This is a genomic window from Paenibacillus nanensis (genome assembly GCF_003583765.1).
In the GTDB taxonomy this organism is placed as follows: domain Bacteria; phylum Bacillota; class Bacilli; order Paenibacillales; family Paenibacillaceae; genus Pristimantibacillus; species Pristimantibacillus nanensis.
The window spans coordinates 35,253-49,482 of record NZ_QXQA01000002.1; the positions used below are offsets into that span (position 1 = coordinate 35,253).

The following is a 14,230-nucleotide window of genomic DNA, read 5'->3' on the forward strand; positions in this document are numbered from 1 at the left end:
AATAACGTTCAGTCCCGTTCTGTACGGTCCAATGCTTAAACCTCCAGAAGGAATTATTATCATGATCTCCTGGTCAAGTTTTCCCACTCACCTAAATAACCGCTTTTGTCTAGCATATTACCCAATAGGTGTTCCATTCGGTAATGGACTGTCTGGTTTGAGGAGAACGACGTCCCCCTTTTCCGGCACTCCGCCAAGAACTAATACTTCCGATTTGAAACCGGCTATGCGTCTGGCAGGAAAGTTAACGACAGCCACGATTTGTTTTCCTATAATCTCCTCAGCCTTATACCGTTTCGTAATCTGTGCGCTCGATGTTTTCATTCCGATCTCCGGACCGAAGTCAATTTCAAGCTTAATAGCAGGTAATTTGGCTTCTGCAAAAAACTCCGATTTCGTAATTGTACCAATTCGTATATCGAGCTTCAAGAAATCATCAATTGTTGCCACTTTTCAGTCCCCTTTCCACTATTCATACACAATATTAACATTTACATAATGACATAGAGGGGAATAAAAAATTATAACTAAACTATCCTACGACCCGATAGCTTTTATGACAATGGAGGCGTATTCATTCACAAGAGATTTCCCCAAAATGTCCTCCAGCGCGTTCAACAATTTTTCATTTTGGCCAAAATAACTGATAACCAGTTCGTCTTTGGTGTATAAATGCGGTATGCCTGTAAAATCGATTACGGGACTCGTATATATAGGGAGCTTTTCTTCAATTGAATTCTCCGCGTCCTCAGGAATTTCTATGTAGATCCGCTCACTTTCCTCCACTAACCAAACCAAGGTTTTATTTTCATCTACATTTGGCATTTCTGCTTTCACTTCTTTCGTAATATCCCTCACTTTAAGGTCCTTAGCCTCAAGTTCCCTTATCAACTTTGCTGCGTTAGAATTCTCGGCGCTCGAACATCCAGTAACAACCGCCACAGCCAACAGAATAGCAATTAACAAGAGACTTCTCATCAACGATTCCCCCTAGAATAGGTAGTAACAAGCCCGATGCTGCCACGATAAAATCGAATGGCTTCATTCCTAACGAATTGCAACATTTTCCAATTTCTATGGTCTATATATGTATAAAATAATTCAAAGGTGGTTATTGGATGGTCTGCTTGGTGAAAAGCCGGTTAGCATGGCTAGTGAACATACTTATGATCGTTTTTTTATGCTCTTTGTTCGCAGCGGAGACGGAAATTCATGCTAAGAAGTCAAGCGTGTATTTCGAAAGCACAAAACTCGAAAGGATCGTAAGATCGGCATTGCAGAAGCCGGAAGGTGCAATTACCCCAGAAGATATGGCAAAGCTTAACGCGGTAGCAGGGTACGGGGTTACGAGTATGAAAGGACTGGAGTATGCCGTCAATTTGAAAGAGCTTCGTATGATGAACGGTGAGATTAGCGATCTAAGCCCCATATCAGGTCTTCGCCAATTACAGAATATTGCTTTGAATGACAATAATATATCAGATCTAAGCCCGTTACGCGATCTAGCCAATGTTGAACATCTTGACTTATCCCTGAATAAAATAACCGACTTAGAACCGTTACAATCGATGGAGACCCTTCGAACGTTGAAGCTTTCGGTGAATTTCATAACGAACCCGATGCCGTTGAACGCTTTACGGAAGCTGGAGAGCTTGGAACTGAACGACAATTTCATCCCGGATTTTAGCGGTTTGCATGATTTGACTAGGCTTGAATACCTGGATGTAACCGGGAATCTAATCACGGATTTATCCCCGTTCAGACATCTTGAAGCATTGTATTCTCTTGATGTGACAAACAACAAAGTGAAGGACCTGACACCTGTGCGGGAGCTGAAGCTACTGGCAATTGAAATCTCCAATACGGATATCACGGATCTGTCTCCTTTGGAGGAGATGAGCACACTTAAGGTGATTTACGGCGTGAACACATTGCGTTTAAACGAGCGATCCCAAGCGTTTATTAAAAGATTTGTAGCAACCGAAGGGAACGCGGTATTTCCGGATAGCTCCTATTCGTCTCCAAAAGTGTTTATTAATCAAGAAGTCCAACAATTCCCGGTTCGTCCAGTGCAATATAATGGTAGAGTCATGGTGCCGCTGCGCGGGCTATTGGAGTGGATCGGCGCTGAATTTGAATGGGATGGGAAGGCAAAGCAGGTTATTTTAAGCTATAAGGGCTCGAAAATCATTCTGACCATCGATTCTGATGAAATGTTCATTAACGGCAAAAGGCAGCGAATAGACGCCAAACCTTATATTGAGGATGGATACACGATGGTTCCTATTCGATTCATTGTCGAATCATTCGGGTTCCACTTGGATTGGGACAGCAAGCGGCGATGGGTCATGTTGACAACGGAATAGTGATTACCCGACATTCACATTCTTACGGACATGAGAGTCTCTCTAAAATATCAAAATGAAAAACAATGCTGCCACAATGAGTATGGCGGCATTGTTTTTAGGCTTCACTTTTCTTCTTCATGTACTGTATATTTCTTCCACACGGTCCCTTCATGTCTTATGGCTCCGGATAACTCCGACAGCTTCTTAGGCATCGGTGGCCGCCAATTTAAAAATAACCGCCCAATCGGTCAGCTTCAGCTGCTCTGGCGAAAAATCCATCGTACGCAATGCATTCAGATTGGTGGCTTGCAGTCCCCAGATTGCCACCTCACCCTCTTCGGGCGAAACCCGTTGCTCTTGATACAACGGGATATGACCAAACGCGGTGTGAGCTTCATCGGCATCAAACGTATATCCGTAACCGACATGTCCGCTTCCCTCATAAAAAACGCTCTTCGCCGCATATTGGCTGTAGCCCTCAACATTCTCAGTCATCTCTAACGAAATAATAACTTCACCATTCCACTCTCTTGAACCGTTACCCGTTTCCTTGGTTAGAAACCCGCCTATTTGTGGATGAATATCCTGGAGCTCACCGTTCACCCAAACCTCAGCCAGCAGGCGAATCGATTCCTTATCTCCTCTATACTGAACTTTTACCGCTCCGGCATTTTCTATAAAGGGCTTAAATTTCATAGCGTCTCCCGCAAATAAGTCCGTTGGCGTCACCTGAAAAACAGGTTCTCGATTTTCTGTCGAACAACTTAGCAAACTGATGCTGAACAGCAGCAATAGGGTTAGGCTCAATATTTTTTTCATTTCCCCTCCAAAGGTCGATAATTCATTTTACATGCCAGATCTAGTTATCCCGGCTTTTCCATCCATAGTTCTTTTCTCACTTTGGTGATCAGACTTCTCAAAAAGGAATAACCTAACCTGTATCTTTTAATCCATTCGATTCAGCCTCTACGATCCAATTGGTTACTTTACATAACAGGGTTCCACGTACGTTCAATCCCACGAAAGTATTTGGCGAATATGGGGAATGACATCGTTTAATAGCGCCGCGGCTTCAATAAATGTCTGTGGGTCAAGCTCAGATCAGATATCTGCTATCGAACCTAACAACAGCGTATGAAGCTGCTGACGGTAAGTCATGTATGTTTTAGTTCATGTTCATTCAATGAGAAGCATTTTAAAACCTCATGTCCGGCTTTGTTAACAATAGCTGTAACTTCACCCTACATCCCCTCCCGAAATGAACCATATTAATAACTTACTAAATCTTTTGGAATGATTACGGCCTCAAGATGTCCTTGACTGGATACCATTTCAAATCTTCTTGCCGTATAAAGCTTGTTTCGGGATAACGGTAATCAAAAAGCAACTTTCCATTTTTATCGAATGCCTTTGGAGAAAGTCTGTCTGTTTGGATTGATTCTTCCCAAGAAAAGGTTAATGGTTCTCCAATTTGCACATGTTTTATGATTCTGTTTTCACCAGGCCCCGCTTCTATGTAGGATATATTCGAATCGTTCACTAGAACACATAGTATTGTTGCCTTTTTGCCTGATTCATTGAATGTTGCACTACCGATTGTTTTTATCGAATCATTATGATGGAACTGCCACACTGACGATTTGGAAGTCCATAGTAATCCAAACTTTTTAGTGCTGATGGCCGTTACTGGCTTCTCAGAAGAGTCGAAAACATAAATTCCACCCCAACTAAACATAACTTCATCGATCAATACAGAGTCTTTAGGTACTAATGTATTTGCTCTTGCTGCGCTAAGACCATCTAACCTATACCCAGACGCGTACCCAAAAATAGACAAAATAATTAAGGCTGCTGTAGCTATCGATAGCTTAGGGAACTTATTCATTATGATAGTACTCCCCCCGCTTCACAATCTTTTCCAATTCTTCTCTTTAAACGTTAGAATAAAGGTCCTTGTTGCGTTCAAAACCTGTTAATGTTGATATTTGTTACTAGTCCGAAGTCCTGATATAATCACAATAAGAACAGGCGTTCCGAATTGTGGTCAGAATGGCAACAAGGTTTTTCCGGAGGTGATTTTATGATAGATAGAGAAGAAATTTTCTCTTATGTAAAGGAAAAATTTAATACAGAGCCAGACTATCCTTGGTTCAAGTATCCGAATTATGCGGTTTTAAGACATGACCGTGATGGCAAGTGGTATGGAGTGATAATGAATGTACCGAGAGTGAAATTAGGTTTACCAGGGGAAGGCAGAGTTGATATTATTAACTTGAAGGGCGACCCGGAATTTATTAGCATATTAAGGAGTCAACAAGGGATTTTGCCCGCGTACCATATGAATAAGGAACATTGGATTACAATTGTTCTGGATAGTCCTTATCCTAAAGCTGAAATCTTCGATTTAATAAATTGGAGTTACAAATTAACAAAATAGATAGAGGTGCAGGCGAGTTGTTGATCAAGAAGACCGCGTTCTAATCAAGCTCCAATGTCTCTAAGATTGATGCGTAATGATGATCTATAATCATCATTTGGTCGGTTAGGGAGTCAATCACAAGTTCCGGATGTTCGGATTTATTCTTTACTGCCTCATGTATTTTTTTATATGTAGTAACAACAGCCTTTAATTTTTCTACTTCTTCATTGTTTATGGAATAAGATCTTTGTTCTAGGAAATTAAAATTTAGACCGTGTAAAAAATCATCAATACGCAGTAAGCTATACTGTAATAAGCTCCACCTGGGGGCCAGTTCCTCCATATCCTGTGGACTCACTCTACCTAAATAAAAACGGATACTTTGGCTTTCCCCGAGAACCACTCTCCATGAGTTATCCAGTATTTCTTTTACTTCCTCATTATCGGCTTCATGTGAATGTTGGAGAAAATCCTCTAGCCTTTTAGCTAAATTCTCACCACTAACGGAAATAGACCATAAATCAGTTTGATTTTGACTTTGTTTTTGATGTATAAAGTGATTGAATTTATGGTGCATATATAAATTAGAGGCAATAGCAATGACTAGAAGTAGTAATAGGAGACTTTTTATCTTAGGTTTTTTCAATAATTTCATCCTCTCTATTCAATGCTAACATCCTTTCGTGTAATGTGCGCCATGTTTACTTCATAATGTATACGCCTTGAATGTGGGGTTTGTCGCACTAAATTTCCAGTTACTTCAATAAAAAACAGCCGATCCTTCTAAATGTCGGGCATCATTATACTTTATAAGCGACCAAGTCTCATCTTCTTCCTTCGACCAGTGCGTAATGGACGTATGTTCAGTATGAAATCCAACCTTCGGCATTTCAAAGGCGTTTAATCCGAAAAAAAACTGAAATGAGCAATCGATGACACCACCATGACACACGATTGCAACGGTCTTTCCCTCATATTGATGAAAAATTCGTTCTAGAGCTGTTCCTACACGCAAAACAAATTGAGGCCAATTCTCGGCTTCGGGAGCTATACTGGAAAACGGGTTCCGCCTTGGGTTATGCAAGGCCAGTAGTTCGTCCAAGCTCTCTTTGTTCATGCCGAGGGCTTGACCAGGTCGCATCTCTTGAAAATCATCATCCAGAATAATAGAAACCTTTAGCCCCTCGGCAATGATCTCAGCGGTTTGCTTCGCCCGAAGATATGAGCTTGAGATCCAAACATCCGCCTGAATTTCCCCTGAACTAACTAGCCGATCCCTAAGTTTTCTAGCTTGCGCCACCCCCAACTCTGTCAGTCCATAATCATTAACAATTCCGTCCTTTAAAATACAAGCCTCACCATGTCTTATTAGGAAAAGCTGCGTCATTGACCTCATCGCTCCATTTATAATTAATAACGATCTTTTATTGTACACGTGGGTGGATTCCAAAAAAAATCCCTGGCAAATAATAAGTCTAACTTATTTCAATCCGTTATAATTTCTTCACCATTATGTAGAAGTAGGAACTTCTTATAGTCTGCCAGTGACGTAAGCCCTGTTTGTCGCTCAAAATCTTCTACTTTAAGTAATTAATAGCTATTTCACACACAGTAACTTTCTCCTATGTTCCTATACTCATCTTGATTTACTGTAAATCACCTCATCCTTGGCATTAATGACGGAAATATTTTGTACCGTGGCATGACTAAAGCTAGATAGTAATAAGCCCTTCTTGTCGCTAATCCCCCTTGATTCAATCTTCCCATCCGAATATTCTACATTAAGATACGCAGCCCCAATATCCATCAAATCATCACCTATAATAATTGCTATATAGGGTATTCCGTTTCCTACAGTAATTATTTCTTTATTGTTTGATGCCCAGGTTATCTTTTGATCGTATAACTTTTCATTCTGATCCGAATACAATGTTATGAAAGAATTTTTCAGCAATATTAAAGCACTGTCCTTTATCCAAATGCTATCTAGAACCTCCAAATTATTGCTAGTTACATACATTGTGATCTGTTCGCTGGTTGGTGCAGAGTAAATCAAATTAGGCTCTTTAGAACATCCTGTGACGAAAATTAATGCTAAAATATACGTAATCAGTTGCAGCTTCATTAAAAACTCCTCTCCTCGGGCAAGTTTGGTGACGCCTAAGCTAATTCTCATTTTGGATTAGGCTACTGAGGTGTAGAGTTTCTGTTTTTCCGCTGTATTTGATCGTGAGTGTAAACACACCATCTTTGTTGGGCTCAAAAGAAAAAATGTCTGCATTTGCCTCAGATGATGTGTGAAAACTTCTAACTCCTTTTAGTTCTTGAGAATATTGACTTTCAAACTTAAATCCATCGCCAACGAGAGAATATTCAATTGGCCCGATGCTCTCATCTCTGTTTTTCCCAATATACTGGATATAAAGTGAATCAAATAATGAATTATTTACTTTGAATACTGAATAGGTGGCGAGCCATACTTCTCCCTTTCCAAAATAAACCGTCCCCTGCTCGTTCTCTTTCATAGAATTATTATTAGGAACGTTATTTGTACAACTTAAAAGAATGATAGGTGCGGTTAATAAAAGCACCAATAAAAAACGTAATTTTATATATATCCCCCCGATTTGATTGATTCTACCCAAAAAATGGCTAATGGTTCATACATTGTCAATACTCCCCCGCTCCTTAGGCCTCTCCACAATCGTTCAGGCTATTTACGTGTAAATAATTACAACTTCTTAAATCGAAAAACTCCAGTGGTTGAATCCTTTTCCTTGTATTTAAAATATAAATAATTATCTTCTGCTTGATATCCCAGCACATATTCATCAAATCCAGCATCAGATTTACCTTCAAAATCAGGCTTCCCTAGCACCTCTTTCACCTTGTCTGCCGTAAAATTGATTATTATATCTATAGCGCCGATCTTATTTTCATCCCAAATATAGAAATAGCAGTTATCGTATTTTAAATATTCTGCATTATAAAACCCCGTTTCATCGGGTTTTCCATATGATTCTTCTAGTGTACTTTTTAAATAAGATAAATCTACATGAATACCTTTAAGATGGCCCTTCTTGGCAGTCTCTAGTAAATCAGTATCAAGTGTTAATTGACACGAGTTTACATTAACCGTCTCTTTCTGTTTCTAACCTTCGATAGTACTGCAAGCTGAAAAAATCAAAAAACCAAATAGAATCCATATACCAGTCATTATTTTACTTCTCATCGATTCACCCCCAACGCTGAAAACAAAAATGGCTGCCCTCTGATCGTTCATTTCACCTCCAAATGAATTACAATTTCCACAATGGTATGACGTTATCCGCGGCTCCCGTTTTATTAACGTTTTCTGAAAAACTTATTAAATATGAACAAAGCTGCAACGATGACGCCTACCCAAAATAAGAAAATCCACGCAATGCCAGATAATATTCGCAAAGTATCCATGTTCAGCCTCCCGATTCTCCATATTAATCCTTCTCCTCTTAGAACGTTTGATCTATAGCTCTTGTTGCGGTCAACTGTCAGCCTCAACGAACAAACGAATTATTATTGAAGCCGTTTTTGTGCCGTTTGCCGTAATGATTCGTTAGGCTATCTGTCTGAGTTCAGACAATCTAATACCCTTCGTTAAATGCAGTGCAGTATTTCTCGCTCGGCGGTCGTTTCAGAAAAGTCAATCGGAAACATTCATTCCAATCAGCAGATTCTGTTCACAATATAGAGCCGAACCAAATGACGATTTCACTGAACATGTCGGCTGTCCAAGATTTGCTGAATAAAAACAGAGTCACAAGTCGCTTCATCCAAAAAAGCGAACGATGAGTTAATACGACTATCGGATTTATCGAGGACGCTGCAGGAGAAATTTGTGCGCTTACGAGAGGTTTGGGCTAATATTAGCTGCAGGCGTGCTCTTGCTAATTGGTGCATCGCCGGAATGAGCGACCCGGTAAGGCGGCGCGGACAAGCCTTCGCTAGCGGACATAGTCGGTTGATACGGCGAGAAGTCCGCCTTCATAGCCAGTAGCGCCGAGGCTGGGATGCGAAATCTTGTTTAAATTGATGTTCCTATTGTAATGGGGATGGCCTTCCCTTCATTACCGGTTTTCGGCTATCCCCAATTTGTTACACTTTGGAGTCCGCCCTCAGAGGTTTGGTCGATAGCATTATTAGCTCAAATCAAATGTAGTCCAACCTGCCTCTATTATCTTCATCTGAAAGTGTCTAAATTTTTTCTTCGCTCGTAAACCATTGAATTCTATTTTCGTGTAGGGCTCCGTGAAAAAGGTAAAATAACATGGTTTTGCGCAGATATCGCGTTGGCCGATACAATTACTTTTTTTTCGAAACTCCTGCGCCTCCTCATCTGACCATCTATTCCTGGTTTTTTGATAACGAATCCAGTTTTCGTTGCATTGTTTAAAATCTACTACTGTGTGCTTACCATCCTTGTCAATAAAACGAAAACCCTCTGTGGTTACCTCCATTATTTTCATAGAATCACCCCCCCTAACGGTAAACAGGTTGAACGATTTTCTTATTTCTTTATTGTACCGATCCAAACATCCCCAACTTGAACGCTGTACGTTTTATCCGTATCCCCATCCGAAAGATGAATGGTTTCGACTTTGTAAGCTTTCCCTTTAATCGCTTCAATTTCCTTTTCACTCATCCATCCCCGCTGAACATTGTCCAACAGTTCGCATTCTGTAAAAACGTCGCAATCGATATGTTGACACCAATCAAACCTTTCCAGCTTTTCTCTCAGGTAGTCGAACTTATAGAAAGGAAACTGCTTTTCCTGACTTCCAACGTCAAAAGCTTTGTCGTAGAAGTGAAGACTGTTTCTATACGCGGCTACCACTTGGGAATGGATAAAATGCGGGTCGTAAATCCATAACTTTAGATAATAGTCTTCACCCGTATCAGTTAGCTTTTCATTCCAATTTAAATGAACATCCAGCATGGCCTCAAGGAGAAATCGATTGTACCAAGCAGGAGGATTTCTGCGCGGGATAGCGTAAAATGGATGGATCCAAAGCTTTGCATAATCCCTATGGTATTGATTAAAATGCTCGATATCGAAATCAATCACTCGTCGTTTCCACTTATCAATTTTCCTAATCTGTCTTTTCCAGCCTCTAATTTTCTTCTTCTGGTTAATGAACACCTACAACCCTCCCGGCCGATCGCCTTTCTCCTAGCATAGCACATACCTCCCCCAACTTAGTTTAGCAAAATTACCGATAAACGCAGGCGAATGGTATGTTACCCAGTCCAAAAAAGTGACGGTTGGATTTGCATTTCATTTACAGAAATAACCTCAATAAGGCACAGCTCATCACGAGCTGTGCCTCACAATGCGAACATCAGGGCCGAATGGTCACTCTATACGAATGCCCCGCGACTGTCTCAAAGCTAGTCATATCACTTTCCAAATCAATACCCGCAATCGTACCGGATTCCGTTGCTAACGATAGCTTCTGACCATCCAACCGAACCCGGCATTTCCCGCCATAGAGTGAACGGATTATCGCTTGCCGCAGCTTTCCTTCACCCCACTCGATGTCCACCTCGAAGCCGCCTCTCGCCCGCAAGCCTGTGATGGAACCCGTCGGCCATGCTGTCGGGAGAGCTGGGAGCAGGTCGAGCACGCCTTCGTGGCTCTGCAGCAGCATCTCCGCGATACCGGCGGTCCCGCCGAAATTGCCGTCGATTTGGAAAGGCGGATGGTTATCCAGCAGGTTAGGCAGCGTCGAATCGCGCAGGAGCGCAGCGAGGTTATGATAGGCCTCCTCACCGTCGCGAAGGCGCGCCCACATATTAATGATCCAAGCCCGGCTCCAGCCGGTATGGCCGCCGCCGTGCGCAAGCCTCCTTGTCAGCGTTGCCCTTGCCGCCGCAGCCAGCTCTGGAGTGCTTCGCGGCGTGATGCTGGAGCCCGGATGCAGGGCGAATAAATGCGAGATGTGCCGATGTCCCGGCTCCGCCTCCTCATAGTCTTCCATCCATTCCAGCAGCTGGCCATGACGCCCGATCCTCGGCTGAGGCAAACGCGACCGCGCTTCCGTTAATCGCTCTCGGAACGAGTCGTCAAGCTCAAGCAGCTTCGACGATTCGATGCAAGCGCCAAATAGATGGTCAAGGATCTGGGTGTCCATCGAAGGACCGGCGCATAGCGCCCCCGTCTCCCCGTTCGGCAGCCGGTACGTATTCTCCGGCGAGACGGATGGCGAAATAACTAGCTTCCCATCCGGAGTCTCTATCAAATAATCAAGGAAAAATAATGCCGATTCCTTCATCGTTTCATACGCCTTCGCTAGAAATACCCGATCCTGCGTATAAGCAAAATGCTCCCATAAGTGAAGACACAGCCATGCCGCTCCCATCGGCCATACCGTAGATGGAATCCAGATGTCTTGCGGCGCCGTGTCGCCCCACAAATCGGTATTATGATGAGCGACGAAGCCTTCGCAGCCGTACATTCGCCGCGCCGTCTCCCGTCCATTCGGCCGCATACGCTCGATCAAGTCAAATAGAGGCTCATGGCATTCGGACAAATTGCAGCTTTCCGCCGGCCAATAGTTCATCTGCGTATTAATGTTAATTGTATATTTTGAATCCCAAGGCGGCGTGAAATGCTCGTTCCAGACGCCCTGCAGATTAGCCGGCAGCGAGCCCGGGCGGCTGCTTGCAAGAAGCAGATAACGTCCGTATTGGAAATAGAGCGTCTCAAGTTCGCGATCTTCAGTCCCTTCCCGGAGCGCGGCAAGCCGCACGTCTGTCGGTCGCTCCATGATGGCAGCGTCTGATTCGCCCAAAGTGAGAGACACTCTTCCGAACAATCGGCGGTAGTCGGCGGCATGCCTCGCCCGCAGCTCCTCGTAACCGTTACGCCGTGCCGCAAGTATGATCTCCCGGCAATATGCTTCCGGATCCTCATGCCGATAAGTAGTTCCCGCGCTTACAAGGATGACCGCTTCATCAGCCTGGTCAACGACAAGAAACTCCCCGAACTTCGCGACCGTTCCCCCGCTCGTCTGAATGCTCACCACCGAACTGACTTGAATCCCATCCGGACCGCCAATACCGGTATTCATTACAAGTAAGCCGTCCGGTTCGGTTCGTAGACGGTCAATGAAGCGCTGTCCCCCACGCGTGAAACGAAGCCTGACGGATACCGCTCCGCCGCGGTTTGCCGATAAACGTATGGCAATGACGCTGTCGGGATAACTCGCGAAGTGCTCCCTCTCGTACCGAGTTCCCCTCCAATGATAGGTAACGAAGGACGATCCGTTACTCAGATCAAGCTCCCTCCGATAACCCGATACTTCCGATTCGTTATGGCCGAATTCGAGCAGCAGGTCGCCGAGCGGCTCATAATGCCGCTGGCTCTCCGGCGTGCCGGATAAAGCCATAGCGGCCAGCCTTTGCGCCTCTGCGAGGCGCCCTTCCGTCAACAGCCGCCGTACTTCAGGCAGCTGTTCAAGCGCATCCGGATTGTTCCGATCCATCGGCCCGCCGGACCATACGGAATCCTCATTCAATTGGATACGTTCCTGGCCGGTTCTGCCGAACAGCATCGCGCCCATGCGGCCGTTGCCGATCGGAAGCGCCTCATTCCAGCTATTCGCCGGCTTGTCATACCACAGCATCAATGAGTTTGTCATGGACACCTTTCCTTCTGTCGTTATTTTCCAAATCGCCGCTTCACCAGTACGCGAACCCCAATTTGTAAGCCTCGGAAATCTGCCATAACGATACGGACATGCTCGTTGTCGGGATGTACGGCGGCTGCAGCGATGACGAATACAAAACGCGGGTCCAATAGTTCGATTCGATCATTCCATTTGCCAGCTCGACATATCCGTTGTTCGGACCAAAGGAGCGCTAAGGTCTCCCCACCGTCACATTCATCGTCCCCCGTTTGTTGACGGATTGATGAATGATGGCTAATAATCGAACCGCAAGATCTCCCTTGACATTTAACCGGTAACCGCCTCGTACCCGATCTACAAAGCCGAGTTCAATACAATTCGTAAGAACATCCTCGAAATTTTCGGAATGAGCCATCAGAGAACGTAACGTAACTTCATCTACCGCATAATCCGGCTTTAAATCATCCATATTCCTCAATAGGGCTAGCAAGATCGTGCGAGTCTCTTCAGACAGAAGGGTAAGCGGAAAATCCGCTTCCCCCCTTAACGTTTCAATCGCTTCCTGTAGAAAGGTAGTCGTGGCGATACAGACCAACCGATCCTTTGCCCAGAGACCGATCCCGACTGGCCCCAGTTGAACGTGCACTAGTGAGGGATGACTGTCGGATTCCAATGGAGGTGAAGGCAAAGGCATTTCTGTTAACGTAATAATATCGCCAAGAAACGCGATTTTTTGATCTGCCGTCATCGTTACAAACGTTTCGCGAATGTGGGGGAGCAGCGAATCGAGTCCACCTTCGCGTCCCAATAAATAATCGGTCGTACAATTAAAAATCCCCGCCAGCTCAACGATGAGCGGAAGATCAGGCAAGGAATCCCCGTTTTCCCATTTCGATACGGCTTGGGCAGAAACAGCTAAACGTTTTCCCAGTTCCTCCTGTGTTAAGCCCTCCGACTTCCGGAGTCGTGTAATTTTTACACCAATATCGCTTAATCCTGCCATCTAATGAGAACCTCCTCTAATTGGTATATCCCTACAATAACGAGTTTTCTGCTCGGTGAGTATCGAGCCGAATGAGGGAATCCAACCGCTGGTTGAAGAACGGATATCTAAGTTGAATTAATGTCAAATTCATCGGTAACTGGATTTGTTTTAGTTTCATGAAGTCTTATTTTTAATTTTGCATATGTAAAACGGGTATTCGGGATAATCTTCGTATTTCTTATTGTGTTCTACCTGAAACGCTGTTTCTCTAATGTAAATTTCTAACATTTCCAGAGAGCCGTTATTTAAGCCTGCCATCAACATGAGGTACCCTTCTTGTTTTAATAAGCTAAAACATGAATCCAAGCATCTTTTGAAATCACCAGACTCGTTGATTGCAGAACCTATTAAAGTTACAATATCAAATTGCCCTTTAGGCAAACCGGGATCAAAAATGCTTTTACATAAAACTTTAGAAGGATTGGGATGCTGTTCGCATTTTTGCCTATAAGCAAATATTTCACAAATTTCTTTGTTTATATCAATACTTGTTAACCACCCCATCCCTTTAAGCCAGTAACCAAGGTAGTCATCCCAATCCCCAGTTCCAATTCCAACGTTGCAAACTTGAATTCCTTCATTGAGTTTGAATGATTTTCGTATATAGTTTCTTGTTACCATTTCTGCATGCAGACATTGCGGAGAACAATTCCATTCGCCTGCTTCAGGACCTTTCAGTTCAAGATAATAACGAAATAACTTTTCATCCATATCCGTATCCATCGAGAATCCTCCAGCACCTATTTGACCA

At 43.5% G+C, this 14,230-nt stretch carries 16 protein-coding genes; 2 read left to right on the forward strand and 14 right to left on the reverse strand.

Annotated features, from left to right (window positions below; all coding sequences use genetic code 11):
• Positions 1-117: 117 nt before the first annotated feature.
• Together csaA and D3P08_RS03415 are read right to left on the reverse strand one after the other, a co-directional pair.
• Positions 118-450 (reverse strand): chaperone CsaA, encoded by a 333-nt coding sequence (csaA, locus tag D3P08_RS03410; protein WP_119598049.1) that lies wholly within the window; start codon positions 448-450, stop codon positions 118-120.
• An 87-nt stretch (positions 451-537) separates the two neighbouring features.
• Positions 538-978: a hypothetical protein gene (locus tag D3P08_RS03415; protein WP_119598050.1), complete on the reverse strand. Its 441-nt coding sequence runs from the start codon at positions 976-978 to the stop codon at positions 538-540.
• Positions 979-1,118: 140 nt separating this feature from the next.
• Here D3P08_RS03415 and D3P08_RS03420 point away from each other — a divergent pair, with 140 nt between their 5' ends.
• Positions 1,119-2,366 (forward strand): stalk domain-containing protein, encoded by a 1,248-nt coding sequence (locus tag D3P08_RS03420; RefSeq protein WP_119598051.1) that lies wholly within the window; start codon positions 1,119-1,121, stop codon positions 2,364-2,366.
• A 186-nt stretch (positions 2,367-2,552) separates the two neighbouring features.
• Here D3P08_RS03420 and D3P08_RS03425 read toward each other — a convergent pair whose 3' ends face one another.
• Together D3P08_RS03425 and D3P08_RS03430 are read right to left on the reverse strand one after the other, a co-directional pair.
• The gene (locus D3P08_RS03425; protein ID WP_119598052.1) at positions 2,553-3,167 is read right to left on the reverse strand and encodes a hypothetical protein; all 615 of its coding nucleotides are present in this window, start codon (positions 3,165-3,167) and stop codon (positions 2,553-2,555) included.
• A gap of 478 nt (positions 3,168-3,645) precedes the next feature.
• Positions 3,646-4,233 carry a hypothetical protein gene (locus tag D3P08_RS03430; RefSeq protein WP_119598053.1) on the reverse strand — a complete coding sequence of 196 codons (588 nt, stop codon included), beginning with the start codon at positions 4,231-4,233 and terminating at the stop codon, positions 3,646-3,648.
• A gap of 195 nt (positions 4,234-4,428) precedes the next feature.
• Here D3P08_RS03430 and D3P08_RS03435 point away from each other — a divergent pair, with 195 nt between their 5' ends.
• A complete protein-coding gene (locus D3P08_RS03435) occupies positions 4,429-4,785 on the forward strand; it encodes an MmcQ/YjbR family DNA-binding protein (RefSeq protein ID WP_119598054.1) in 357 nt (118 codons plus the stop codon).
• A 40-nt stretch (positions 4,786-4,825) separates the two neighbouring features.
• On the opposite strand, the gene D3P08_RS03440 is transcribed toward D3P08_RS03435, so the two are convergent.
• The 10 genes from D3P08_RS03440 to D3P08_RS03480 all read right to left on the reverse strand — a co-directional run bounded on the left by D3P08_RS03440 (position 4,826) and on the right by D3P08_RS03480 (position 14,202).
• On the reverse strand, positions 4,826-5,422 hold the full coding sequence (locus D3P08_RS03440; protein ID WP_147381771.1) for a hypothetical protein: 597 nt from the start codon (positions 5,420-5,422) through the stop codon (positions 4,826-4,828).
• A gap of 105 nt (positions 5,423-5,527) precedes the next feature.
• On the reverse strand, positions 5,528-6,154 hold the full coding sequence (locus D3P08_RS03445; protein ID WP_162848347.1) for a histidine phosphatase family protein: 627 nt from the start codon (positions 6,152-6,154) through the stop codon (positions 5,528-5,530).
• A gap of 249 nt (positions 6,155-6,403) precedes the next feature.
• Complete coding sequence (locus D3P08_RS03450) at positions 6,404-6,892, reverse strand: hypothetical protein (RefSeq protein ID WP_119598057.1); 489 nt, start codon at positions 6,890-6,892, stop codon at positions 6,404-6,406.
• 40 nt (positions 6,893-6,932) lie between these two features.
• The gene (locus D3P08_RS03455) at positions 6,933-7,412 is read right to left on the reverse strand and encodes a hypothetical protein (protein ID WP_119598058.1); all 480 of its coding nucleotides are present in this window, start codon (positions 7,410-7,412) and stop codon (positions 6,933-6,935) included.
• Positions 7,413-8,945: 1,533 nt separating this feature from the next.
• The gene (locus D3P08_RS03460) at positions 8,946-9,272 is read right to left on the reverse strand and encodes a hypothetical protein (protein ID WP_119598059.1); all 327 of its coding nucleotides are present in this window, start codon (positions 9,270-9,272) and stop codon (positions 8,946-8,948) included.
• Positions 9,273-9,313: 41 nt separating this feature from the next.
• On the reverse strand, positions 9,314-9,946 hold the full coding sequence (locus D3P08_RS03465; protein WP_119598060.1) for a hypothetical protein: 633 nt from the start codon (positions 9,944-9,946) through the stop codon (positions 9,314-9,316).
• Between the two features lie 199 nt (positions 9,947-10,145).
• Positions 10,146-12,446, reverse strand: coding sequence for a glycoside hydrolase family 95 protein (locus D3P08_RS03470; RefSeq protein ID WP_119598061.1), 2,301 nt, complete (start codon positions 12,444-12,446; stop codon positions 10,146-10,148).
• Positions 12,447-12,486: 40 nt separating this feature from the next.
• Complete coding sequence (locus D3P08_RS27835) at positions 12,487-12,621, reverse strand: hypothetical protein (RefSeq protein WP_276311117.1); 135 nt, start codon at positions 12,619-12,621, stop codon at positions 12,487-12,489.
• A gap of 45 nt (positions 12,622-12,666) precedes the next feature.
• Complete coding sequence (locus tag D3P08_RS03475; protein ID WP_119598062.1) at positions 12,667-13,437, reverse strand: helix-turn-helix domain-containing protein; 771 nt, start codon at positions 13,435-13,437, stop codon at positions 12,667-12,669.
• A gap of 156 nt (positions 13,438-13,593) precedes the next feature.
• Positions 13,594-14,202 carry a methyltransferase domain-containing protein gene (locus D3P08_RS03480; RefSeq protein ID WP_119598063.1) on the reverse strand — a complete coding sequence of 203 codons (609 nt, stop codon included), beginning with the start codon at positions 14,200-14,202 and terminating at the stop codon, positions 13,594-13,596.
• Positions 14,203-14,230 lie beyond the last annotated feature (28 nt).

What these genes read in the sequence shown, in the direction of transcription:
- D3P08_RS03460 (WP_119598059.1), bottom strand. Translation starts at nt 9,272, where the DNA reads ATGAAAATAATGGAGGTAACCACAGAGGGTTTTCGTTTTATTGACAAG.
- D3P08_RS03415 (WP_119598050.1), bottom strand. Translation starts at nt 978, where the DNA reads ATGAGAAGTCTCTTGTTAATTGCTATTCTGTTGGCTGTGGCGGTTGTT.
- D3P08_RS03430 (WP_119598053.1), bottom strand. Translation starts at nt 4,233, where the DNA reads ATGAATAAGTTCCCTAAGCTATCGATAGCTACAGCAGCCTTAATTATT.
- D3P08_RS03420 (WP_119598051.1), top strand. Translation starts at nt 1,119, where the DNA reads ATGGTCTGCTTGGTGAAAAGCCGGTTAGCATGGCTAGTGAACATACTT.
- D3P08_RS03425 (WP_119598052.1), bottom strand. Translation starts at nt 3,167, where the DNA reads ATGAAAAAAATATTGAGCCTAACCCTATTGCTGCTGTTCAGCATCAGT.
- D3P08_RS03475 (WP_119598062.1), bottom strand. Translation starts at nt 13,437, where the DNA reads ATGGCAGGATTAAGCGATATTGGTGTAAAAATTACACGACTCCGGAAG.
- D3P08_RS03470 (WP_119598061.1), bottom strand. Translation starts at nt 12,446, where the DNA reads ATGACAAACTCATTGATGCTGTGGTATGACAAGCCGGCGAATAGCTGG.
- D3P08_RS03445 (WP_162848347.1), bottom strand. Translation starts at nt 6,154, where the DNA reads ATGACGCAGCTTTTCCTAATAAGACATGGTGAGGCTTGTATTTTAAAG.
- D3P08_RS03480 (WP_119598063.1), bottom strand. Translation starts at nt 14,202, where the DNA reads ATGGATACGGATATGGATGAAAAGTTATTTCGTTATTATCTTGAACTG.
- D3P08_RS27835 (WP_276311117.1), bottom strand. Translation starts at nt 12,621, where the DNA reads ATGATCGAATCGAACTATTGGACCCGCGTTTTGTATTCGTCATCGCTG.
- D3P08_RS03435 (WP_119598054.1), top strand. Translation starts at nt 4,429, where the DNA reads ATGATAGATAGAGAAGAAATTTTCTCTTATGTAAAGGAAAAATTTAAT.
- D3P08_RS03440 (WP_147381771.1), bottom strand. Translation starts at nt 5,422, where the DNA reads ATGAAATTATTGAAAAAACCTAAGATAAAAAGTCTCCTATTACTACTT.
- D3P08_RS03450 (WP_119598057.1), bottom strand. Translation starts at nt 6,892, where the DNA reads ATGAAGCTGCAACTGATTACGTATATTTTAGCATTAATTTTCGTCACA.